At 54.8% G+C, this 21,871-nt stretch carries 22 protein-coding genes; 10 read left to right on the top strand and 12 right to left on the bottom strand.

Annotation, left to right across the window (positions count from 1 at the left end; all coding sequences use genetic code 11):
• Together ACQE3Z_RS03915 and ACQE3Z_RS03910 are read left to right on the top strand one after the other, a co-directional pair.
• Entirely contained in the window at positions 1–2,358 is a 2,358-nt protein-coding gene (locus tag ACQE3Z_RS03915; protein ID WP_426972258.1) for a GNAT family N-acetyltransferase, read from the top strand.
• A gap of 82 nt (positions 2,359–2,440) precedes the next feature.
• Complete coding sequence (locus ACQE3Z_RS03910; RefSeq protein ID WP_426972257.1) at positions 2,441–3,673, top strand: MFS transporter; 1,233 nt, start codon at positions 2,441–2,443, stop codon at positions 3,671–3,673.
• A gap of 139 nt (positions 3,674–3,812) precedes the next feature.
• On the opposite strand, the gene lpxM is transcribed toward ACQE3Z_RS03910, so the two are convergent.
• The 3 genes from lpxM to znuA all read right to left on the bottom strand — a co-directional run bounded on the left by lpxM (position 3,813) and on the right by znuA (position 7,249).
• Positions 3,813–4,787, bottom strand: coding sequence for a lauroyl-Kdo(2)-lipid IV(A) myristoyltransferase (gene lpxM, locus ACQE3Z_RS03905; RefSeq protein ID WP_426972256.1), 975 nt, complete (start codon positions 4,785–4,787; stop codon positions 3,813–3,815).
• Positions 4,788–4,968: 181 nt separating this feature from the next.
• On the bottom strand, positions 4,969–6,288 hold the full coding sequence (gene mepM, locus ACQE3Z_RS03900; RefSeq protein ID WP_426972254.1) for a murein DD-endopeptidase MepM: 1,320 nt from the start codon (positions 6,286–6,288) through the stop codon (positions 4,969–4,971).
• A gap of 13 nt (positions 6,289–6,301) precedes the next feature.
• Positions 6,302–7,249, bottom strand: coding sequence for a zinc ABC transporter substrate-binding protein ZnuA (gene znuA, locus ACQE3Z_RS03895; RefSeq protein WP_426972252.1), 948 nt, complete (start codon positions 7,247–7,249; stop codon positions 6,302–6,304).
• A gap of 77 nt (positions 7,250–7,326) precedes the next feature.
• On the opposite strand from znuA, the gene znuC reads away from it, so the two are divergent.
• A complete protein-coding gene (gene znuC, locus ACQE3Z_RS03890) occupies positions 7,327–8,079 on the top strand; it encodes a zinc ABC transporter ATP-binding protein ZnuC (protein WP_426972250.1) in 753 nt (250 codons plus the stop codon).
• Positions 8,079–8,864, top strand: coding sequence for a zinc ABC transporter permease subunit ZnuB (gene znuB / locus ACQE3Z_RS03885; RefSeq protein ID WP_426972248.1), 786 nt, complete (start codon positions 8,079–8,081; stop codon positions 8,862–8,864). Before znuC ends, znuB begins: the two co-directional genes overlap by 1 nt.
• A 44-nt stretch (positions 8,865–8,908) precedes the next feature.
• Here the strand turns inward: znuB and ruvB are convergent, their stop codons facing one another.
• The 6 genes from ruvB to aspS all read right to left on the bottom strand — a co-directional run bounded on the left by ruvB (position 8,909) and on the right by aspS (position 14,328).
• On the bottom strand, positions 8,909–9,913 hold the full coding sequence (ruvB, locus tag ACQE3Z_RS03880; RefSeq protein ID WP_085071456.1) for a Holliday junction branch migration DNA helicase RuvB: 1,005 nt from the start codon (positions 9,911–9,913) through the stop codon (positions 8,909–8,911).
• Between the two features lie 8 nt (positions 9,914–9,921).
• A complete protein-coding gene (gene ruvA, locus ACQE3Z_RS03875; RefSeq protein ID WP_250650150.1) occupies positions 9,922–10,536 on the bottom strand; it encodes a Holliday junction branch migration protein RuvA in 615 nt (204 codons plus the stop codon).
• An 85-nt stretch (positions 10,537–10,621) separates the two neighbouring features.
• Positions 10,622–11,146, bottom strand: coding sequence for a crossover junction endodeoxyribonuclease RuvC (gene ruvC / locus ACQE3Z_RS03870; protein WP_085071454.1), 525 nt, complete (start codon positions 11,144–11,146; stop codon positions 10,622–10,624).
• Between the two features lie 37 nt (positions 11,147–11,183).
• Positions 11,184–11,927, bottom strand: a complete 744-nt coding sequence (locus ACQE3Z_RS03865; RefSeq protein WP_426972246.1) for a YebC/PmpR family DNA-binding transcriptional regulator — start codon at positions 11,925–11,927, stop codon at positions 11,184–11,186.
• 186 nt (positions 11,928–12,113) lie between these two features.
• Positions 12,114–12,548 (bottom strand): dihydroneopterin triphosphate diphosphatase, encoded by a 435-nt coding sequence (nudB, locus tag ACQE3Z_RS03860; RefSeq protein ID WP_426972244.1) that lies wholly within the window; start codon positions 12,546–12,548, stop codon positions 12,114–12,116.
• 1 nt (position 12,549) lies between these two features.
• Complete coding sequence (gene aspS / locus ACQE3Z_RS03855; RefSeq protein ID WP_426972243.1) at positions 12,550–14,328, bottom strand: aspartate--tRNA ligase; 1,779 nt, start codon at positions 14,326–14,328, stop codon at positions 12,550–12,552.
• 311 nt (positions 14,329–14,639) lie between these two features.
• On the opposite strand from aspS, the gene ACQE3Z_RS03850 reads away from it, so the two are divergent.
• Entirely contained in the window at positions 14,640–15,206 is a 567-nt protein-coding gene (locus tag ACQE3Z_RS03850) for a hydrolase (protein WP_426973049.1), read from the top strand.
• Positions 15,207–15,314: 108 nt separating this feature from the next.
• A complete protein-coding gene (locus ACQE3Z_RS03845) occupies positions 15,315–16,136 on the top strand; it encodes a DUF72 domain-containing protein (protein ID WP_426972242.1) in 822 nt (273 codons plus the stop codon).
• Between the two features lie 2 nt (positions 16,137–16,138).
• Here the strand turns inward: ACQE3Z_RS03845 and ACQE3Z_RS03840 are convergent, their stop codons facing one another.
• Positions 16,139–16,543, bottom strand: coding sequence for a putative T6SS immunity periplasmic lipoprotein (locus ACQE3Z_RS03840; protein ID WP_426972240.1), 405 nt, complete (start codon positions 16,541–16,543; stop codon positions 16,139–16,141).
• A gap of 2 nt (positions 16,544–16,545) precedes the next feature.
• Positions 16,546–17,094, bottom strand: a complete 549-nt coding sequence (locus ACQE3Z_RS03835) for a type IV secretion protein Rhs (RefSeq protein ID WP_426972239.1) — start codon at positions 17,092–17,094, stop codon at positions 16,546–16,548.
• Between the two features lie 308 nt (positions 17,095–17,402).
• Here ACQE3Z_RS03835 and cmoA point away from each other — a divergent pair, with 308 nt between their 5' ends.
• From cmoA to ACQE3Z_RS03815, 4 genes are all read left to right on the top strand, one after another.
• Positions 17,403–18,143 carry a carboxy-S-adenosyl-L-methionine synthase CmoA gene (gene cmoA / locus ACQE3Z_RS03830; RefSeq protein ID WP_426972237.1) on the top strand — a complete coding sequence of 247 codons (741 nt, stop codon included), beginning with the start codon at positions 17,403–17,405 and terminating at the stop codon, positions 18,141–18,143.
• Positions 18,140–19,108 (top strand): tRNA 5-methoxyuridine(34)/uridine 5-oxyacetic acid(34) synthase CmoB, encoded by a 969-nt coding sequence (gene cmoB, locus ACQE3Z_RS03825; RefSeq protein ID WP_426972235.1) that lies wholly within the window; start codon positions 18,140–18,142, stop codon positions 19,106–19,108. The genes cmoA and cmoB overlap by 4 nt, the downstream gene beginning before the upstream one ends.
• Positions 19,109–19,263: 155 nt before the next feature.
• A complete protein-coding gene (locus ACQE3Z_RS03820; RefSeq protein ID WP_085071446.1) occupies positions 19,264–19,713 on the top strand; it encodes a DUF4385 domain-containing protein in 450 nt (149 codons plus the stop codon).
• A gap of 92 nt (positions 19,714–19,805) precedes the next feature.
• Positions 19,806–20,903 carry a glycerol dehydrogenase gene (locus tag ACQE3Z_RS03815; RefSeq protein WP_426972234.1) on the top strand — a complete coding sequence of 366 codons (1,098 nt, stop codon included), beginning with the start codon at positions 19,806–19,808 and terminating at the stop codon, positions 20,901–20,903.
• 73 nt (positions 20,904–20,976) lie between these two features.
• Here ACQE3Z_RS03815 and ACQE3Z_RS03810 read toward each other — a convergent pair whose 3' ends face one another.
• Positions 20,977–21,843 carry a hypothetical protein gene (locus ACQE3Z_RS03810; RefSeq protein ID WP_426972232.1) on the bottom strand — a complete coding sequence of 289 codons (867 nt, stop codon included), beginning with the start codon at positions 21,841–21,843 and terminating at the stop codon, positions 20,977–20,979.
• Between the last annotated feature and the right edge of the window lie 28 nt (positions 21,844–21,871).

Raw genomic sequence — 21,871 nt, 5'->3', positions numbered from 1 at the left:
ATGAGTTTTTTATATCGCTGCAAACGACCCGCTGGTGAATTTGCCCTGCGCCCAATGAACGCAGAGGACGCGCCGCTTATCCATCGCTGGGTGACGCAAAGCTACGCGCGCTTCTGGGGTATGCAAAACCACACGCTGGAACAGGTCGCTAACTTTTACCAGCAGCTGACCGCCCACGATCCGCAGGCGGCAATGATCGGCCTTTGCAATGACCGGCCAGTTTTCCTGATGGAGTTTTACCGCGCCGAACAGGATGAGGTGGGCAAATATTATCCGGCTCGCCCTGACGATTATGGGATGCATATTCTGATTGCACCTGCGGAAAAACCGCTGCCGCAGTTTAGCTGGCAGGTATTCAGCACGGTAATGGATTACCTCTTCAGCCTGCCGCAGGTGCGGCGGGTGGTGGTCGAGCCAGACGTGCGTAACGAGAAAATCCATCGTCTGAACAAACGGGCCGGCTTCCGCTATCAGCACACCATCGAAATGGGCCATAAAACCGCCTGGCTCGCCTTTTGCCAGCGCGAAGATTATCAGCAAGCGCAACTGCAGGAACAATTACAGATGACAACACACCCAACCTTGATCAACGGACACCACCTGAGCGGCGACAACTGGGCGCTGGCTAACCGCCTGCTGCTGCGCAAGGCGATTGCTGAGTTTGCCCATGAAAAACTGATTTCACCCCAGCCTGACGCCAACGGTAGCTATCAGCTGGCGGTGCCGGGCGGCGAAGCGGTATACACTTTCCACGCCCGCCGTCTGGCGCTCGATCACTGGCAAATTGATGCAGACTCACTGGAAAAGCGTGAAAATGGCGAGCCGCGGCCGCTGGATGCGCTGCAGTTTATTATTGAGTTTAAGCAGCAGATTGCTATCCCTGCCGCCATGCTGGCGATCTATATGGAAGAGATCACCAGTACGCTGTGTAGCAGCGTCTATAAGTTACAAAAGGGCAACCCGGACAGCGCGGCGCTGGTAAAAGCAGATTTCCAGACGGTGGAAGCGTCAATGACTGAAGGCCACCCCTGCTTTGTTGCCAATAATGGCCGCATCGGTTTTGATGCGCGTGACTATCTCGCCTACGCGCCGGAAGCGGCCACGCCAGTGCGCCTGGTCTGGGTTGCGGTGCATACCCGCAATGCGCACTTCTCCAGCCTGGATTCGCTGAGCTATCAGCAGTTAATGCAGGAGGAGCTCGGAGAAACCACCATCGCCGGGTTTAATACTCGTCTGCGAGCGCTGGGCGTGGATGCGCAGGATTATCTGTTTATGCCGGTCCATCCCTGGCAGTGGCAGAATAAGCTGCTGACGGTTTTTGCACCCGATATCGCCGCACGCGATATTATCTGGCTGGGAGAAAGCGAAGATCACTATCAGGCGCAGCAGTCGATCCGCACTTTCTTCAACCGCAGCCAGCCCAACAAACGTTATGTCAAAACCGCGCTCTCAGTATTAAATATGGGCTTTATGCGCGGACTGTCGCCTTACTATATGGCCACCACGCCAGCGGTAAATCAGTGGCTGGAAAGCGTAGTGAGCCAGGATCGCTGGCTACAGCAGTGCGACTTCCGTCTGCTGCGCGAGGTAGCGGCGATTGGCTATCATAACCGTTACTATGAGCGCGCCATTCAGGGCGACTCCGCCTGGAAAAAGATGTTTGCCGCGCTGTGGCGCGATAATCCGGTGGCGAACCTGAAGCCTGACCAGCGTCTGATGACCATGGCTTCACTGCTGCATATCGATCAGCATCAGCAGCCGTTGCTGCCTGCATTGATTGCTGATTCCGGCCTGGCGGCGGAAGCCTGGATCGATCGCTATCTGACCTGCTACCTAAGCCCGCTGCTGCACTGTTTCTACCAACATGACATCGTCTTTATGCCGCACGGCGAAAACCTGATCCTGCTGCTGGAAGATAATGTGCCGATCGCCGCCTATATGAAGGATATTGGCGAGGAGATCGCGGTGCTGAACCCGGATGCGGTGCTGCCGGAGAAGGCACAACGCCTGGCGGTGGAGATACCGGAAAACCTGAAAATACTTTCGATCTTTACCGATGTGTTTGACTGCATTTTCCGCTTCGTCTCTGCTATTCTGGATGACAGCGGGACGCTGCCCGAAGCACGTTTCTGGCAGCGCGTGGCGCAGTGCGTTCATGATTATCAGCAGGCGCATCCGCAGCTGGCACCTAAATTTGCCCGCTATAATCTGTTTGCGCCCACCTTCGCGCTTTCCTGTCTGAATCGCCTGCAGCTGGCGAATAATCAGCAGATGATTAATCTGGCCGATCCGGCAGAGAACCTGAAGTTTGCCGGGGAGCTGATTAACCCGATTGCCGCGTTCGCGCATCAGGAATAATTCATTTTTAATATAATTTTGATCGTTATACTGACGCGGCCGCATTTGCGGTCGCGTTTTTATCTTTCTGGAGCATACCTGCATGGCCGCATACACCCCGGTTTTCAACCTGACCTTCAGGCATTTACTTTTTCCGCTTTCGCTGGTGCTGTTTGAGTTTGCTACCTATATTGCGCACGACATGATCCAGCCCGGCATGCTGCTGGTCACCAACGAATTCAATGTTGGAGCCGAATGGGTTTCCGCTTCCCTGACGGCTTATCTGATCGGCGGCATTGTTCTGCAATGGCTGCTTGGCCCGTTATCAGATAAATATGGCCGGCGTCCGGTGATGCTGGCTGGCGTACTGTTTTTTATTATCTGCTGCGCGCTGATGCACTGGATTTCATCCATTGAGCAATTTATCGTGCTGCGTTTCTTGCAGGGCATCAGCCTCTGCTTTATCGGCGCGGTAGGCTATGCGGCGATTCAGGAAGCGTTTGACGAGGCGCGCAGCGTGCGGATTATGGCGCTGATGGCCAATGTCGCGCTGCTGGCGCCGCTGGCTGGTCCGCTGGCGGGTGCAGCCTTTTTAACCGTAGGTGACTGGCGCACCATGTTCTGGCTGTTTGCTGTTATCGCGGCGCTGGCGCTGATTGGCCTTTGGCGCGCCATGCCGGAAACCGCAGGCGATCGTACCGTTTCCATTAGCCTGAAAAATCTGGCGCGCAGCTATCTGGCGCTGGCACGCGATCGACAAATCATGAGCGGCTCGCTGGCGATCGGGCTGGTGTTTATTCCTATCCTCGCCTGGGTAGCGCTGTCGCCGGTCATTCTGATTCAGGATGAGGGGCTGTCGCGCATGGATTACGCCCTGCTGCAGCTGCCGGTTTTTCTGGCGATGATCGCCGGTAACCTGACCTTGAGCCGCCTTTCCAGCCGCCTGCCAATTGAGAGCCCGTTACGCTTTGGCGCATGGCCGATTCTGGCCGGACTGACTATCGCCGCGTTAGCCAGCCTGATCGATAACCACAGCTATCTGTGGCTGACCGCCGGACTGAGCCTGTACGCCTACGGCGCAGGCATGGTAAACGCCGGGCTGTATCGTTTAACGCTTTTTTCCAGCACTGCAGGCAAAGGCAGCGTGGCCGCCATGTTAGGGATGGTAAGTATTATTGCTTTTGCGTTGGGTATTGAGCTGACAAAATTCGGCTATTTTCATGGCGGGAGCGCCTGGTTTAGTCTGATCAATCTGGCGAGCGGCCTGCTGTGGCTGGTGCTGGTGACCGCTTTTCTGCGCGAGCGCAAGCGACGCAGTACGGTAAATCCGCTCTGAGCAGAGGTATGCATCTCCATGCGCTTCAGACGGCTCTTACCGGCTGCCTGAACGCAAATCCCGCGCCATGAAGGCGCGGGACGGTGGTCACTTCTGCCCTGCCTTTGCTTTATGCAACCGGCGGGTGCTTATCGTTTTGCTATTTACGCGGAAACAGCTCTTTGCGCTTATAGGGTTCGATCTCCCCTTCACGCCGCGTTTTAAGCAGTTTTAATATCCAGGTGTACTGCTCCGGATGCGGACGCACAAAATACTCAACTTCTTCATTCATGCGGCGCGCCAGCGTTGGGTTGTCTGCATCAAGCAGATCGTCCATTGGCGCGCGGATATAGATATCCAGCTGATGATTTTTGGCATTATAGACCGGGAACAGCGGCACCACGCGCGCGCGGCATACTTTCATCAGCCGCCCCACCGCAGGCAACGTCGCTTTATAAGTGGCAAAGAAATCAACGAATTCACTTTGCTCTGCGCCATGATCCTGATCGGGCAGATAATATCCCCAATACCCCTGACGCACCGAGTTAATAAAGGGCTTTATACCATCGTTCCTGGCGTGCATACGGCCGCCAAAACGACGCCGCACCCGGTTCCAGATATAGTCGTTCAGCGGATTGCTTTGATTGTGAAACATCGCCGCTATCATCTGACCTTCTGAAGCCAGCAGCATGGCAGGAATATCAATTGCCCAGCCGTGCGGCACCAGAAAAATAACATTTTGCTTCTCTGCCAGCATCTCATCGATAATTTCCCGGCCGTGCCAGTGAACACGCTGACGGACGCGATCCGGATTACGCAGCGCCAGTTCGGCCATCATCGCCATTGACTGCGGAGCGGTGGCAAACATGTCATCAATGATCGCTTCACGCTCTGCTTCCGACAGCTCTGGCATGCAATACAGCAGGTTGATTTGCGCACGACGACGCGCGCTTTTTGCAAAACGTCCAGCAAGGCGGCCCGCCGCGCCAAGGATAGGATCGCGTAGCGCTGCAGGCAGCATTGCCATTACGCCAAACGCACCGATACCTAACCAGGCTCCCCAGTATTTGGGTAACAGGAAGGATTTATCGAAGACGGGAATAAATTCTGTATTTTTTTTCTTGCTGGTTTCCATGCACTCGCCTCTATCAATAACCGGCTAATGATAGTGTCGGCAGGTAAATTTGCAACGCTTACCGCAAGTTGTCGTTAAACCAACCCTAAATAATACGAAACCAACGCACCCGTGGGGGAAAAGAGAGCAAGCGGAAACGCACGTTTTACCGTGCGCTCCGCTGATAAGAGAGTGCTGACGCTTAATTGAGTTTGAGCTGCGGCAGTACTTCTCTTGCCTGCGCCAGAAATGCGGAACGATCCTTGCCGGTAAGCCCTTCGGTGCGCGGCAGCTTCGCCGTCAGCGGGTTTACGGCCTGGTTATTGATCCAGATTTCATAGTGCAGGTGCGGACCGGTTGAACGACCCGTGTTGCCGGAGAGACCGATGCGATCGCCACGTTTGACCTTATCGCCTGGCTTCACCAGCAGCTTTTTCATATGCATATAGCGCGTCATATACTGACGGCCGTGGCGGATAGCAACATAGTTGCCCGCGCCGGAACTGCGTTTCGCCTGTACCACTTCACCGTCACCCACGGCCAGTACCGGCGTGCCGACCGGCACGGCAAAATCCACCCCTTTATGCGGTGCGACACGGCCTGTCACCGGATTCAGACGGCGCGGGTTAAAGTTAGAGGAGACACGGTACTGTTTTACCGTTGGGAAACGCATAAAGCCGCGCGCCAGGCCAGAGCCGCTGCGGTCATAGAATTTGCCATCTTCGGCACGGATGGCGTAGTAATCCTTGCCGCCGGTGCGTAAACGCACGCCCAGCAGCTGGCTCTGTTCATTTTTGCCATCCATTACTTCGCGCGACATCAGTACGCTGAATTTATCGCCCGCGCGCAGTTTGCGGAAATCCATTTGCCATTGCAGCGCTTTGATCACGCCGCTGATCTCCGCGCTGGTCAGCCCGGCGCGCTGAGCGCTGCTGACAAAGCTGCCTTTGACTTCGCCGGTCAGCACGCTGTTTTTCCATTCGCCTTTTTGCAGCTCGCTGGACATCTTAAAACCGTTACCGATGCGATCGTAGGTGCGGGTTTCGCGCCGCGACATCTCCCACGTCAGGCGTTGCAGCTGGCCTTCATCGGTTAGCGTCCAGGAGATTTGCTGCCCCACCTGAAGATTACGCAGATCGCTATCGGTTTTAACCAGCTGATTGATTTCACCCATATCGATACCGTACTGGTTCAGCACGCTGCTCAGGGTGTCGCCGCTGGAAACCACATAGTCATGAGTGCCGCTTTCCGCCGTTACGTCCTGATCGATCTCATCCTGCGGCAGGTCATCTTCCGGCGCAGGCTGATCGAGCGGCTCGCTGGCTTCAGGCAGCAGCGTACGCAGCTGGTTTTTGTCAATTTCAATGGTTTTTACGATGGGCGATGTTTCACCCGGGTGATAAACAAAAGGCCGCCAGACAGCGACGGCCAGAGTAACAACGGTCAGCGACCCAAGCATAACGCGGTGGGGACGCGGCAGATTATTAAATGCCAGAGCGACAGAGCGGGCTATCTGTTGCACTTTTAGGGATTCCTCATGCTCCTTTCAGGCAGCTTTCATACTGGCTCGACAGCTGTGAGAGGAATTTCACATAACTGTCTTTTGCTAAGCTGATGCCCATTCCCAGCGGATCGAGCGTACCTTTACGCACCTGAGTTCCTCTGGCAACGGCATCGATTACGGCCGGCCTGAATTGTGGCTCAGCAAAAACGCAGGTCGCTTTTTGCTCAACCAACTGTGTTCGAATTTGATGTAAACGCTGCGCGCCCGGCTGGATTTCAGGATTAACGGTAAAATGGCCAAGTGGCGTGAGACCGTAGTGCTTTTCAAAGTAGCTATAAGCATCATGAAAAACGAAATATCCTTTTCCTTTAAGCGGCGCCAGCTGATGCGCAATTTGCGTATCGCTTTTCGCTAAATCTGCCTCAAATTGCTGCAGGTTAGCGTCAAGTTTGTCTTTGCGCTGCGGCATAAGTTCCAATAATTTTTCATGGATTGCAACCGCAGATTGGCGCGCTATTTCCGGCGACATCCACAGATGCATATTATATTGTCCATGATCATGATGTTCATGCGCTGCGTCATGATGTGCTTCATCATGTTCATGATGCTCATCATCCTCTTCCGCGCCGGTAATCAGCAACGGTTTTACTGTGGGCAACTGGGCAATTTCCAGATTCTTTTCCGCAGGAAATGCGCTGGCGGTTTTACTGATAAAGGCTTCCATATCAGGACCAATCCACACCACCAGATCCGCGCTCTGCAAGCGTTTAACGTCAGAAGGACGCAAAGCGTAATCATGTTCGGAAGCGCCATCGGGCAGTAAAACTTTTACCGGGGTTACGCCATCGGCGATTGCGGAGGCGATAAAGCCCAGCGGTTTAATCGAAGCGATAACCGCTGCGCTGGCAGGTGCGCTAAACGCAGCGGCAAAACCAAGGGAAAATAGCAGAGGAAAAAGGGGTTTTTTATTCTGTAACATAATGCGTCAATCCATCGTGACTGGGTGATGGATTGTGATATTATAACATCCGATAACTTCTGCAAGCATTAATAACTATGACCTCACTGATTAGTCTGGAAAATATCTCAGTCAGTTTTGGCCAGCGTCAGGTATTGTCCAATATCTCTTTAGCGCTGGAACCAGGACGGATCCTGACGCTCCTTGGCCCTAACGGCGCCGGTAAGTCCACCTTAGTTCGCGTCGTGCTTGGATTGATCGCGCCGGATAGCGGCACGCTGAAACGCAATAATCCGCTACGTATCGGCTATGTTCCGCAAAAATTGCATCTTGACCCAACGCTGCCGCTGACCGTAGAGCGTTTTCTGCGGCTGCGTCCGGGCACGCGCAAAGCGGATATTCTGCCTGCGCTCAAGCGCGTGCAGGCCGGTCACCTGCAGCATGCCGCGCTGCAAAAGCTGTCGGGTGGTGAAACCCAGCGCGTACTGCTGGCGCGCGCCCTGCTTAATCAACCACATCTGCTGGTGCTGGACGAACCCACCCAGGGCGTTGACGTTAACGGTCAGGTTGCGCTGTACGATCTTATTAACCAGCTGCGCCTTGAACTGAACTGCGCCGTGCTGATGGTCTCGCACGATCTGCATCTGGTTATGGCAAAAACAGATGAAGTGCTCTGCCTGAATCACCATATTTGCTGTTCCGGCACGCCGGAAGTGGTGTCGCGCCATCCTGAATTTATCGCTATGTTTGGCCCACGCGGCGCAGAGCAGCTGGCGATCTACCGGCATCATCATAATCATCGTCACGATTTACAGGGACGGATAGTTTTGCGTAAAGGACAGGAAAAATAATGCTTGAACTGTTACTTCCCGGCTGGTTGGGCGGCGTAATGCTGGCGCTGGCGGCCGGTCCACTGGGGTCATTTGTGGTCTGGCGTCGAATGTCCTATTTTGGCGATACGCTGGCGCACGCCTCGTTACTGGGCGTGGCCTTTGGCCTGTTGCTGAACGTTAATCCTTTTTACGCGGTAATTGCGGTCACGCTATTGCTGGCGCTGGGTCTGGTCTGGCTGGAGCGTCGTCCCCATCTGGCTATTGATACACTGCTGGGCATTATGGCGCACAGCGCTCTGTCGCTGGGGCTGGTGGTGGTGAGCCTGATGTCGAATGTACGCGTGGATCTGATGGCTTATCTGTTTGGCGATCTGCTGGCAGTGACGCCGGAGGATTTATGGATAATCGGCGGCGGCGTGGCGCTGGTGCTGGCGGCGCTCGCCTGGCAATGGCGACCTTTGCTCTCCATGACTATTAGCCCGGAGCTGGCGCAGGTGGATGGTGTCAATATCGCGCGCACGCGCATGCTGCTGATGCTGGTTACCGCTTTAACCATCGGCGTGGCGATGAAATTTGTCGGGGCGCTGATTATCACTTCGCTGCTGGTGATCCCCGCCGCCACCGCTCGCCGCTTTGCCCGCTCGCCGGAGCAGATGGCATTTATTGCTATCGGTACAGGCATTGTTGCCGTGACCGGCGGCCTTACCTTCTCGGCCTTTTACGATACGCCCGCCGGCCCTTCGGTGGTGCTTTGTGCCGCAGTGCTGTTTATTATCAGCCAGATGAAAAAAGTGCCGGCCTGATAGCGATTAACCAGACGAAAACGCCAGCTTAGCGCTGGCGTTTTTTATACTTCGCGGGTCATGCCGAAATGCTTAAAGGCGTGCTGTGTGGCGATGCGTCCACGCGGCGTACGCTGAATAAAGCCCTGCTGAATCAGGTAAGGCTCCAGCACATCCTCAATGGTTTCACGCTCCTCGCCAATGGCCGCCGCCAGGTTATCCAGCCCTACCGGCCCGCCGGTAAACTTATCGATAATGGCTAATAACAGCTTGCGGTCCATATAGTCGAAGCCTTCGTGGTCGACATTCAACATATCCAGCGCCTTCGCCGCGACATCGCCATCCATCACGCCTTCGGCGCGCACTTCGGCAAAATCGCGTACGCGGCGCAGCAACCGGTTAGCGATACGCGGCGTGCCGCGTGCACGTCGCGCCACTTCCAGCGCGCCTTCCGGGCTCAGATCCAGCCCCAGACAGGCGGCGCTGCGAGCCACGATGTGCTGCAAATCTTTTACCTGATAGAACTCCAGGCGCTGCACAATGCCGAAACGATCGCGCAGCGGCGAGGTTAACGAACCTGCGCGCGTGGTGGCGCCGATCAGGGTGAACGGCGGCAGATCAAGCTTGATTGAGCGCGCCGCCGGGCCTTCCCCGATCATAATATCCAGCTGATAATCTTCCATCGCCGGATAAAGCACCTCTTCCACCACCGGCGACAGACGATGAATTTCATCGATGAAAAGCACATCGTGCGGTTCAAGGTTGGTCAGCATCGCCGCCAGGTCGCCCGCTTTTTCCAGTACCGGACCAGAGGTGGTGCGCAGGTTCACGCCCATCTCATTGGCAACAATGTTCGCCAGCGTGGTTTTACCCAGGCCTGGCGGGCCAAAAATCAGCAGGTGATCCAGCGCGTCGCCGCGCATTTTGGCCGCCTTGATAAAGATCTCCATCTGTTCGCGCACCTGCGGCTGACCCACATATTCATCCAGCAGGCGCGGACGGATCGCGCGATCGATAATTTCTTCTTCGCTCACATTGCCAGGTGAGACCAGGCGATCGGCTTCAATCATGGTTTACCTCAGAGCGCAGCACGCAGCGCTTCACGAATCAGGGTTTCACAGTCAGCGTCCGGGCGGCCCACTTTGCTAACCATCCGGCTGGCTTCCTGCGGTTTATACCCCAACGCCACCAGCGCGGCAACCGCTTCGGCCTCGGCATCGTTGCTGTCGATGGCGGCATTCTCGCTGGTAAGCGTAAAGGTTGCGTCGCCGCCAAACAGATCGCCGTGCATGCCTTTAAAGCGATCTTTCATTTCCACTACCAGCCGCTCGGCGGTTTTCTTACCGACGCCGGGCAGCTTAACCAGCGTCGCGACTTCTTCACGCTCTACTGCGGTCACAAACTGCTGTGCCGACATCCCGGAAAGGATCGCCAGCGCCAGCTTCGGCCCTACACCATTGACTTTAATCAGCTCACGAAACAGCGCGCGCTCCTGCTTGCTGGTAAAGCCATACAGCAGCTGGGCATCTTCACGCACAATAAACTGCGTAAAAATAGTGGCTTCCTGATTCAGCTCCGGTAGCTCATAGAAGCAGGTCATTGGCATGTGGACCTCATATCCCACTCCGTTCGCTTCAATTAATACCAGCGGCGGTTGTTTTTCCAGAATGATGCCTCGCAGACGACCTATCACAGTAGCTTCCTTTGATTCAGGGAGAGAGAAAGTGTCAGAGTTATAACATAAAAAAGGCTGGATGAATATCCAGCCTGATAATGGGTTACGAACGCAATCTGCCGCGCGTCAGGGTCAGACGCGTATCGCTTAGCCTGTTGGCATTCTGACTAACGTGACAGTGAGTGATCGCAATCGCCAACGCATCGGCGGCATCCGCCTGCGGGTTAGCCGCCAGCTTCAGCAAGGTGCGCACCATATGCTGCACCTGGCTTTTTTCTGCGCTGCCGATGCCGACCACCGTTTGTTTCACCTGACGCGCCGCGTATTCAAATACCGGCAGATCCTGATTGACCGCCGCCACGATAGCCGCGCCGCGCGCCTGACCCAGCTTAAGGGCTGAATCAGCGTTTTTCGCCATAAACACCTGTTCAATGGCAAAAAAGTCAGGTTGAAACTGCGTGATGATCTCCGTCACGCCCGCGTAAATCAGCTTCAAACGGGAGGGCAGATCGTCAACGCCGGTGCGAATACAGCCGCTGCCAAGGTAGGTCAACTGTCGCCCAACCTGCCGGATCACGCCGTAGCCGGTAATACGTGAACCCGGGTCAATGCCCAGAATAATCGCCATCAGGCTGCTCCGTCAGGTTGGTGAAGGGCAACAACCATTACAGGGTTGCCGCCACCTCGTCGGTCATTTCGCCGTTGTGATAAACTTCCTGCACGTCGTCACAGTCTTCCAGCATATCGATCAGACGCATCAGTTTCGGAGCCGTTTCAATATCCATATCCGCTTTGGTAGAAGGGATCATCGTCACTTCTGCGTTTTCCGCTTTCAGACCCGCCGCATCCAGCGCATCCTTCACTTCTCCGAAGGTTTCCCACGGCGTGAAGACGTCAATCGCGCCATCTTCATAGGTCACTACGTCATCCGCACCCGCTTCCAGCGCCGCATCCATTACCGTATCTTCATCCAGGCCCGGCGCATAAGAGATCACGCCTTTTTTGGTGAACAGATAGGCAACGGAACCATCGGTACCGAGGTTGCCGCCGCATTTGGTAAAGGCGTGACGCACTTCAGATACGGTACGGTTACGGTTATCGCTCAGGCATTCAACCATAACCGCCGTGCCGCCCGGGCCATAGCCTTCATAAATAATGGTTTCCATGTTGCTGTTATCGTCGCCGCCTACGCCGCGAGCGATAGCGCGATCCATGGTGTCGCGCGTCATATTATTAGACAGCGCTTTATCCATGGCCGCACGCAGGCGCGGGTTAGAAGCGGGATCGCCGCCGCCCAGCTTCGCTGCCGTCACCAGCTCGCGAATAATTTTGGTAAAAATTTTACCGCGCTTGGCATCCTGTGCCGCTTTGCGGTGTTTGGTGTTGGCCCATTTACTATGACCTGCCATAACTCTGCTCTCTCCAGTTTGACACCGGTCAGACGCCTCAAGGCCGGTTCCCTCTGCAGGGAAACAACGCACCTTATGTCTGACGCTGTTGATTTTGCATCAGTCCAGACTGACTGACAGCTTCAGCGCGCTATTGCTGATAAACAGCACGCACATTGCGGTGCGCTGCGCGGCTGTCGGCAGCGGTTAGCCGACGAATTCTTCTATCGCCTGGCGATTACTCCAGGACTTGGTTAGACGGGCGGCAGTGGCTGTATCCAGCCACTGCAAGGCCAGATGTTCGCTTAACATAATGCTGCGTTCGCCCGGCAAGGCCAGCCGAAACCAGTGCTCAATATTATGCGTAACGTGCGGCGCATAGCGATGACGAAAGTGCGGAAAGATTTCGAATTCAATTTGCCGCTGGCAATCTTCAAGCGTCAGCCCTTCAGCCGCCACGTCAATGCCCAGCTCTTCCCACACCTCGCGCCGCGCCGCCTCGACAGGCGCTTCTCCCGCCTCCAGGCTGCCGGTGACCGACTGCCAGAACGCAGGATCGTCGCGCCGCTGTAGCATCAGCACCCGCCCGGTATCCTGCGCGAAAATCACCACCAGTACCGAGACAGGATGCTTAAACGTCATCTTACAGGCTCTCTGGCTTTTCCTTTTTCACCACCTGAATGCTCAGCTCCTCCAGCGACGCTGGGTTAGCGAAGCTTGGCGCCTCGGTCATCAGACAGGCTGCAGCGGTGGTTTTCGGGAAGGCGATAACGTCACGAATATTATCGGTGCCGGTCAGCAGCATCACCAGGCGGTCAAGACCAAATGCCAGGCCTGCGTGCGGCGGCGTACCGAACTTCAGCGCATCCAGCAGGAAGCCGAACTTCTCGCGCTGCTCGGTTTCGGTAATACCCAGAATGCCAAATACGGTTTGCTGCATCTGACCGTTGTGGATACGTACCGATCCGCCGCCCACTTCGTAACCGTTAATCACCATATCGTAAGCGTTGGCGATGGCGGTTTCCGGTGCGGCTTTCAGCTGCTCCGGCGTCATATCGCGCGGCGCGGTGAACGGGTGATGCATTGCCGTCAGGCCGCCTTCGCCGTTGTCTTCAAACATCGGGAAGTCAATAACCCACAACGGTTTCCAGGCGCTGAGGTCGGTGATGTTCAGATCGCGACCCAGTTTCAGGCGCAGCGCACCCATCGCATCAGCCACCACGCCCGCTTTATCAGCACCAAAGAACACCATATCGCCATCCTGCGCGCCGGTACGTTCCAGGATCGCTTCCACGATTTCAGCGTTAAGGAATTTCGCTACCGGGCTTTGAATGCCTTCCAGGCCCTGCGCGCGCTGGTTAACTTTGATATAAGCCAGCCCTTTCGCGCCGTAAATTTCAATAAACTTGCCGTACTCATCAATCTGCTTACGGCTAAGCTGCGCACCGCCCGGTACACGCAGCGCCGCTACGCGGCCTTTGGCGTCGTTGGCCGGACCAGAGAAGACCTTGAACTCAACCTCTTTAACCAGATCGGCGACATCCACCAGCTCCATCGGGTTACGCAGGTCCGGCTTGTCGGAACCGTAACGACGCATCGCTTCAGCAAAAGTCATCTGCGGGAACTCGCCCAGATCGACGCCCTTCACTTCCAGCCATAGCTGGCGCGCCAGACGCTCCATCACTTCACGCACCTGCGGCGCGGTCATAAAGGAAGTTTCCACATCGATTTGCGTAAATTCAGGCTGACGGTCAGCACGCAGATCTTCGTCACGGAAGCATTTAACAATCTGATAGTAACGATCGAAGCCGGACATCATCAGCAGCTGTTTGAACAGCTGGGGAGACTGCGGCAGCGCGTAGAATTTGCCTTTATGTACGCGGCTCGGCACCAGATAGTCACGCGCGCCTTCCGGCGTGGCCTTGGTCAGCATCGGCGTTTCAATATCAAGGAAGCCGTTATCGTCCATAAAGCGACGCACCAGGCTGGTGATTTTGGCACGCGCCTTCAGGCGCTGCGCCATTTCAGGGCGACGCAGGTCGAGATAGCGATATTTCAGACGCGCTTCTTCTGTATTGACCTGGTTAAAATCCAGCGGCAGCGGCTCGGCGCGGTTGATGATGGTGAGGTCGGTGGCGAAAACTTCTACTTCGCCGGTGGCCATATCGGGGTTTTTATTGCGTTCGTCACGGGCGCGGACCACGCCGGTCACCTGAATGCAGAACTCGTTACGCAGCTCAGACGCCAGATTGAACGCCTCCTGACGATCCGGGTCGAAAAAGACCTGGACGATGCCTTCACGGTCGCGCATATCAATAAAGATCAGGCTCCCGAGATCGCGGCGACGGTTAACCCAACCGCAGAGAGTCACTTGCTGGCCAACATGAGACGGATTGATCTGTCCGCAATATTCTGTACGCATAACGCTATCCTTTTAACTTCGCCGCTGCAGCATGGGCAGCGCTGATGTATCGTTCTGGAGTTGGTTATCCGGCGGATAACCCTCAGGCAGACGCTGCCGCAAAAAGGCAGGCATTATAATGTAAAAAGCGAGGCACGATAAGGGGGAACGGCGCGCAGCGCTGAATGTGTGCGCATTTGTTATTCCCTGCCGGCTCATGTTAGCGCCGCGCACACAGAAATTCACAAAATTCATGAATTAACGACATTTTTCTGCTCGCCCGCACGCCAGCAAGTCACGTAGGCTTACGCTTTTGTCTGTTCGCGGAGAACATTATGAAACTCAATCCTGAATCAACCGCGCTGGTTTTAATCGATTTGCAGGAAGGTATCCTGCCTTTTGCCGGCGGCCCGCACAGCGCGCAGCAGGTGGTGGCAGGTGCGGCCAGGCTGGCGGAAAAATTCCGCGCCGTAAACGCGCCGGTGGTGCTGGTGCGTGTTGGCTGGTCGCCTGATTTTGCCGATGCGCCGAAGCAGGAAGTCGATTCTGCGCTGATGCACGGCGCGCTGCCGGAAAACTGGTGGAACTACCCTACGGCGCTGGGCGTTACGTCTGGCGATATTGAAGTGGTCAAGCGCCAGTGGGGCGCCTTTTACGGCACCGATCTGGAGTTGCAGCTGCGTCGGCGCGGCATCGATACTATCGTCCTGGGCGGCATTTCCACCAATATTGGCGTAGAATCTACCGCGCGCAACGCCTGGGAGCTGGGCTTTAACCTGGTCATTGCCGAGAATATTTGCAGCGCTGGCAGCGTAGAGCAGCATAACAGCAGTCTGGAATGGATTTTCCCGCGTATCGCAAAAATACGTCGTAGCGATGAGATTATCGCCGCGCTGTAACCTGTGGTGGACACTCCCCTGTCCGCCCGTGAAGCCCCGGCGGGTGATCCGCTTTTTGCGTTTGCAGAGCGAGTCAGTTTGCCGGGGACACTTTGATACGGGAGCATTATGACACTTCGTCTGGGTTTGCCGCAGTGGCAACATCCGCACTGGAAACGCTATGGGCTGGAAACGCTGGCTGACTATGCCCGCTATTTTAACTGCGTTGAAGGCAATACCACGCTCTATGCGCTGCCAAAAGCAGAGGTGGTGTTGCGCTGGCATGATATGACCAGCGATGATTTTCGTTTCTGTTTTAAATTTCCCGCCACTATCAGCCATCAGGCTGCCCTGCGCGACTGCGACGATCTGCTGGATACTTTTTTCCGCACGCTGGATCCGCTTAGCGCCCGCATTGGTCAGTACTGGCTGCAGCTGCCTGCCACCTTTGGTCCCGATTCGCTGGCGGCGCTGTGGGCATTTCTTGATGGTTTGCCTGCCGGGTTCCGCTATGGCGTTGAAGTGCGCCACCCGGCTTTTTTCGCCAAAGGCGAAGCGGAGCGTGCACTGAATCGCGGCCTGCATCAGCGCGGCGTGAATCGCGTGATCCTTGACAGCCGCCCGGTTCACGCTTCTGATGCCGTTACGCCCGCCACGCTGGATGCCAAAGCGAAAAAACCAAAGGTGCCGCCACACGCTATCATGACCGCCAGCGACCCGATGGTGCGCTTTATCGGCAGCGAATCCCCGCAGGAAAATCAGATATGGTTCGAGGACTGGCTAAACAAGCTGCCTGGCTGGCAGGAAAAGGGAACGCCGTGGCTGTTTATTCATACGCCCGATATCGGCGAGGTGCTGGATCTGGTGCAAACGCTGTGGCCGCGCCTGCAGCAGGCGTTACCGCAGGTGGGTGAATCCCCGGACTGGCCGCAGCAGGCGGCGCTGTTCTGATTTTATATCCGGGTCGCCATCAGTTTGCCATCGACGCGGTAGAGTGTGAAAGTGGCGATAAACTTTCTACCGTCCATTTTTGCTACGGGTTTAATAAAGGTAGCGATCGAAACGCCGTAAGCCAGACCCTCTTTAAAGGGATAATCAAACAAGGGAACGCACTGGTTACGAGAAAGCGGTATCGCTTTATCATCCATTGAATAAAATTTTCTGAAAGTATTTTGCGCGCTATCAGAAGAATTGATTTCAATGAGGTTTAAATTCTCATTATCTTTCGCATCAATTAACACACAAACTTTATCATTTATTGTTGTTACCTTTGCCCGATAAAGGTAAAGCGTTTTTCCTTCGCAAGCAGTTAACATCGTGACTGCTGTAATGATTAATAATGCTTTTATAGCGCGCATAGTTAGCCTTTTTTCACAGCTGAATAAATGGTTTTTTGATATTGCGAAAGTAACCTTAAGCGATCAATACTGCCTTGATGAGTAACAACGGGATAAGTTTGTTGCCTGAACATATTCCATACCCTATAACCAAAAGTATAAAGTACAAAATAATCGGCAACGATTTGAGCCTGCTGCTCAAGTGAATATTGTAACAGTGGTTTACCATCAAGCTGATACGTATAGTCAGCAGCCCAGCTAAATAATCCTCTTGCCCGAACCCACATTCTCTGTTGGTATTGCCAAACATGCATCATTTCATGAATAAAAAGATGCTTTGATGATGCAGGCGTATAGATTGAGCCAAAGTTGGGTTCATAGAGTTCTTCTCTGAACCAAATTTCCCCATTAGGCGACATTGCTGTATCCCTTCTCTGCAAACCAAAAGGCAAATAGCTGTCGCAATGAATCCATACGCGTGCGTAATCTATCGATCCGCCAAAAATGGAATGTGCCAGCGCGATCTCTTCCAGCGTTAATAAACGCAGCGTTCCTTCTTTAACCCTGTCCATCGTTGCCGTTTCCTTTAGCCTGAAATATCCGTTCTGGCCGTTATGCGTTTCCTTAAGCTACCCGCCATACGTCAGGGTATAAGCAGAAGGTGTAAACGCGCCAGCAGCGACAGAACATAACAGCGAACAAAAAACAATCTGTGCCCAACGCCATATTCACCGTTTTTTGAGACCGTTCTTGCTAAGCGTGCGGCGCCTTCACGACTCAACGGTTGTCGCAGCCGCTGCGGTTCGCGCGACAAAAGATGCAGCGCGCCGCGCTTTCTGCCAAAATAACGCCCTTTCCGTAGTTGACCGGATTTACCCCTATGTCTAATCGAGATACGCTGTTCTCCGCGCCTATTGATAAACTGGGCGACTGGACGTTTGATGAGCGCGTAGCTGAAGTTTTCCCGGATATGATCCAGCGCTCGGTGCCGGGTTATTCCAATATCATCTCTATGATCGGCATGCTGGCCGAACGCTTCGTTAAGCCCCATACCCGGGTTTACGATTTGGGCTGTTCGCTTGGCGCCGCCACGCTTTCCGTGCGCCGTTCGGTACAGACGGAAGGCTGCAAAATTATTGCGGTTGATAACTCTCCGGCAATGGTTGAACGCTGCCGTCGTCATATCGATGCCTTCCGCGCCAGCACCCCGGTTGAGGTTATCGAAGCTGACATTCGCGGTATCAATATTGAAAATGCCTCAATGGTGGTGCTGAACTTCACCCTGCAGTTCCTGGCACCTGACGATCGTCTGGCGCTGCTGGCACGCATCTTCCAGGGTCTGAATCCTGGCGGCGCGCTGGTGCTGTCAGAAAAATTCAGCTTTGAAAATGCGGAAGTGGGCGAACTGTTATTTAACATGCATCACGACTTCAAGCGTGCCAATGGCTACAGTGAACTGGAAATCAGCCAGAAGCGCAGCATGCTGGAAAACGTGATGCTGACCGACTCGGTGGAAACACATAAGGCGCGCCTGCGCCAGGCCGGTTTTCAACACAGCGAACTCTGGTTCCAGTGCTTTAACTTTGGCTCTCTGGTGGCGTTAAAAGCAGGTACGGCATGATCGACTTCGGCAACTTTTATCAGCGCATCGCGCAGGGTCCGCTGGCCAGCTGGCTTGAAGTGCTGCCGGCGCAGCTGGCAGCCTGGCAGCGTGAAAATCTGCACGGCCATTTCCGCAACTGGACCAAAGCGGTAGATAACCTGCCGCAGCTCACGCCGCAGCATCTCGATTTACAGCACAGCGTTACCGCCGACAGCGATGCGCTTAGCGATCGCCAGCGTCAGGGCATCGAAAAACTGCTGCGCACCCTGATGCCGTGGCGCAAAGGTCCTTATTCACTTTACGGCACCCATATTGATACCGAGTGGCGCTCCGACTGGAAATGGGATCGCGTGCTACCGCACATCTCCCCGCTCACCGATCGCACCGTGCTGGATGTCGGCTGCGGCAGCGGTTATCACATGTGGCGCATGATTGGCGCGGGCGCAAATCTGGTGGTGGGCATCGATCCCACTCAGCTGTTTCTCTGCCAGTTTGAAGCGGTACGTAAGCTGCTTGGCAACGATCAGCGCGCGCATCTGCTGCCGGTCGGTATTGAACAGCTGCCGGAACTGAAGGCTTTTGATACCGTTTTTTCCATGGGAGTGCTCTATCATCGGCGCTCCCCGCTGGATCATCTCTACCAGTTGAAAAATCAGCTGGTAAGCGGCGGCGAACTGGTGCTGGAAACCCTGGTAATTGAAGGCGACGAGCATGATGTGCTGGTGCCGGGCGAACGCTATGCGCAAATGCGCAACGTCTGGTTTATTCCGTCGGCGGAGGCACTGGCGCGCTGGCTGGAAAAATGCGGTTTTGTTGATGTGCGCATCGTGGACTATTCCCGCACCACCACCGACGAACAGCGACGCACCGACTGGATGATTACCGAATCGCTGACGGACTTTCTCGATCCCCAGGACAGCAGCAAAACCGTGGAAGGTTATCCCGCGCCTTTGCGTGCCGTGCTGGTAGCACGCAAGCCGTAACAGGAAAGTCAGGGGCATCCCGGGATGCCCTTTTTTAACGCCCCAGCGCCCTTCCCAATGCTTTATTCACTCCCCTCCTACCCAACGGCTCCGCCGCAGAAAAGCAGATTTGCGCGTTAAACACTAAACTTAACGCAGCGATTACAGGAGGGCCAATGAGAGAGTTTGATTATCAGCAGGATTTTAAAACCATCGATTTTCGCCAGCACCCGGAACTGTATCAGGTAGGCCGGGGCGAACAGGGCGTACTGCTTGTCGAGCCTTACAAATCGGAAATTTTACCGCACTGGCGCTTTCGTACCCCAGCCATTGCGCGTGAGTCAGCGGAAAAAATTATGGCGCTGTTTGAAGCCTATCGACAGCAGGATGATTTTGTTGGTATGGATATGGCGCGTAAATTTATTCAGATGGGTTTTACCCGCGCGCGACGCTATGCCAATCATCCCGGCGGTAAAAAATATGATGCGCAGCGGCAGGTGCTGCCGCAACAGCTGGACGCAGAGAAAGTCGAATCGGCCACCATTTTCAAAGGATACTGGGATAAAATTCGTGCGGATGAAGATTACCTGCGACGCAAAAAAGCCCACCAGCAGCGCTATGGATAATTTCCCTTTTCCCACTCTTTAACAAACCCATGCCCGGAAACCTGCCAGGCTTTAGCTAACACGTTAAATCAATAGCTAAAAGGAGAATGGGAATGAGTAAGTTTGTTTTTTCCTCCCCACGCAAATATGTTCAGGGCGCTGGCGTACTGACTGAACTGGGAACCTGGCTGAAAGAATTAGGTGACAGCGCATTTCTGATCGCTGACGATATTGTCTGGGGACTGGTTGGCGAACAGGTGCAAAATACGCTGAAACAGAGCGATATCCAGCAGCACTATGAAAAATTCAATGGTGAGGCTTCCGGCAGTGAGATTACCCGCCTGGCAAATGCCGCACGCCAACAGGGCTCTGTGGTCGTGGTTGGTCTGGGCGGCGGCAAAACCCTGGATACGGCCAAAGCGGTGGCGGATGAGCTGCAATCGCCGGTGGCGATCGTGCCGACCGCCGCCTCGACCGATGCGCCCTGTAGCGCGCTCTCCGTTATCTATTCCGATAGCGGCGTCTTCGAAAGTTATCGCTTTTACAGTAAAAACCCCGACCTGGTGCTGGTGGATACCTGGGTCTGCGCTCAGGCGCCGGTGCGGCTGTTTGCTTCCGGCATTGCTGATGGCCTGGCGACCTACGTTGAAGCGCAGGCGGTGCTGCGCTCACACGGTAAATCGATGGTGAATGGCGATCCCACCATTGCCGGAATGGCGATCGCCCGCGCCTGTGAAGAGACGCTGCTGACCTGGGGCTACAGCGCCTGGACCGCCGTGGCGCAAAAGCGCGTAACGCCTGCGGTTGAAGCAGTGGTGGAAGCCAATACGCTGCTTTCGGGGCTGGGCTTTGAAAATGCCGGACTGGCGGGCGCGCATGCGATTCATAACGGCTTTACCGCTATCGAAGGCGATATTCATCATCTGACGCATGGTGAAAAAGTGGCGTATGGCACGCTCACGCAGATGGTACTGGAACAGCGGCCCGATGAGGAGATCGCCCGCTATATCCGCTTTTACCGCGCCATAAACATGCCGACTACGCTGGCAGAGATGCACCTGGAAAATGAAAGCTGGGAAAATATGGTTAGAATTGGCGCGCAGGCAAACAGCGAAGGCGACACGTTGAAAAACCTTAATCCGGCACTGACGCCGGAAGCGGTCGCCAATGCTATTCTGGCGGTAGATGCGTTCAGTCAAAGCGTGAAATAGTGACGTTACGGCGTTAAATAGCAGAGGCGTCAACGGACGCCTCTGTTCAGGCCCTCACCGTGCGAAAAAGCGTTTAGCGATTTTCCTCTCCACTCTTCTCTGCCTCACTATCCCAGTACTCAAAGCGATACGCCGTCCCCAGCTGACGCTGCAGGGTTTCCTGCCCGGCAATTTCGGTTTCATGGGAATAGCTCAGCGTGCAGTTACCGGTTTTATCCCAGCTCTGGCACTCATCCAGCGTGGTAATGGTGCCGTTGCTGGTGGTATTAATCATCCGCATTCCCAGTTCACGCTGTTGCGCATCGTAAGTGTAACTCTCCTGGCTTTGCGCCGATCTGCTGCCCAGCAGCAATCCCGCTTTGTTCCAGCGATAGCGATATTCACCGTTGGTGAGCCTATCCGAGCCACGTGATGTGCTGGTGCTTAAACGCATTTGAGGATCATAGCTGTACGTTGTCTCGGTGAAACCTTTCTTCCCCATCAGCATAAAACTATCGCTGGCGCTGATGATATTGCCTTTGGTTCCCACCATATAGCTGATATTGCCCTGCTTGTTATTTACCTCAACCAGGGCATTCTCTTTTTGCACTTTCACTGAGATTTGGTATTCCGCCAGCCAGCCGTGATTAACGCGAAAAATATGCTGCTCCATAGCCAGAACAATATTTTGATCGTTTTTATCGTAGCTGATATCCGCGACGACAAGCTGACCGCAACGGTCGAACTGGCCCAATACGCGCTTTTGCGAATTGACATTTTTGCCGAACTCGCCCATCACCACCTGTTTAACCGGCCCTTTTGCCGTGCCGCCCAGCAGAATGACGCTGTTGCTCTGTTTTATCGCTTCAGGAATGGCGCGGCAGGTTTCTGCCGCCAGGCTCAGGGTGCAAAAGCTCAGGCTGCAAATGCCGGTAGTCAGTGCCAGGTATCCAGACTTCATTATTAATTCCTGTGGTAATGCCATGGGG

This window comes from Pantoea sp. FN0307 (assembly GCF_050113815.1).
GTDB lineage: Bacteria > Pseudomonadota > Gammaproteobacteria > Enterobacterales > Enterobacteriaceae > Mixta > Mixta alhagi.
The sequence above is the reverse complement of the archived record's forward strand: the minus strand, read 5'-3'. Positions and strand labels throughout refer to the sequence as shown.

Coding starts and splice junctions, on each gene's coding strand:
- lpxM (WP_426972256.1), bottom strand. CDS start 4,787: ATGGAAACCAGCAAGAAAAAAAATACAGAATTTATTCCCGTCTTCGAT.
- ACQE3Z_RS03865 (WP_426972246.1), bottom strand. CDS start 11,927: ATGGCAGGTCATAGTAAATGGGCCAACACCAAACACCGCAAAGCGGCA.
- ACQE3Z_RS03820 (WP_085071446.1), top strand. CDS start 19,264: ATGAGAGAGTTTGATTATCAGCAGGATTTTAAAACCATCGATTTTCGC.
- ruvC (WP_085071454.1), bottom strand. CDS start 11,146: ATGGCGATTATTCTGGGCATTGACCCGGGTTCACGTATTACCGGCTAC.
- ACQE3Z_RS03840 (WP_426972240.1), bottom strand. CDS start 16,543: ATGCGCGCTATAAAAGCATTATTAATCATTACAGCAGTCACGATGTTA.
- ruvB (WP_085071456.1), bottom strand. CDS start 9,913: ATGATTGAAGCCGATCGCCTGGTCTCACCTGGCAATGTGAGCGAAGAA.
- ACQE3Z_RS03810 (WP_426972232.1), bottom strand. CDS start 21,843: ATGAAGTCTGGATACCTGGCACTGACTACCGGCATTTGCAGCCTGAGC.
- ACQE3Z_RS03915 (WP_426972258.1), top strand. CDS start 1: ATGAGTTTTTTATATCGCTGCAAACGACCCGCTGGTGAATTTGCCCTG.
- ACQE3Z_RS03845 (WP_426972242.1), top strand. CDS start 15,315: ATGACACTTCGTCTGGGTTTGCCGCAGTGGCAACATCCGCACTGGAAA.
- cmoB (WP_426972235.1), top strand. CDS start 18,140: ATGATCGACTTCGGCAACTTTTATCAGCGCATCGCGCAGGGTCCGCTG.
- znuB (WP_426972248.1), top strand. CDS start 8,079: ATGCTTGAACTGTTACTTCCCGGCTGGTTGGGCGGCGTAATGCTGGCG.
- ACQE3Z_RS03910 (WP_426972257.1), top strand. CDS start 2,441: ATGGCCGCATACACCCCGGTTTTCAACCTGACCTTCAGGCATTTACTT.
- znuA (WP_426972252.1), bottom strand. CDS start 7,249: ATGTTACAGAATAAAAAACCCCTTTTTCCTCTGCTATTTTCCCTTGGT.
- nudB (WP_426972244.1), bottom strand. CDS start 12,548: ATGACGTTTAAGCATCCTGTCTCGGTACTGGTGGTGATTTTCGCGCAG.
- cmoA (WP_426972237.1), top strand. CDS start 17,403: ATGTCTAATCGAGATACGCTGTTCTCCGCGCCTATTGATAAACTGGGC.
- ACQE3Z_RS03815 (WP_426972234.1), top strand. CDS start 19,806: ATGAGTAAGTTTGTTTTTTCCTCCCCACGCAAATATGTTCAGGGCGCT.
- aspS (WP_426972243.1), bottom strand. CDS start 14,328: ATGCGTACAGAATATTGCGGACAGATCAATCCGTCTCATGTTGGCCAG.
- znuC (WP_426972250.1), top strand. CDS start 7,327: ATGACCTCACTGATTAGTCTGGAAAATATCTCAGTCAGTTTTGGCCAG.
- ACQE3Z_RS03835 (WP_426972239.1), bottom strand. CDS start 17,094: ATGGACAGGGTTAAAGAAGGAACGCTGCGTTTATTAACGCTGGAAGAG.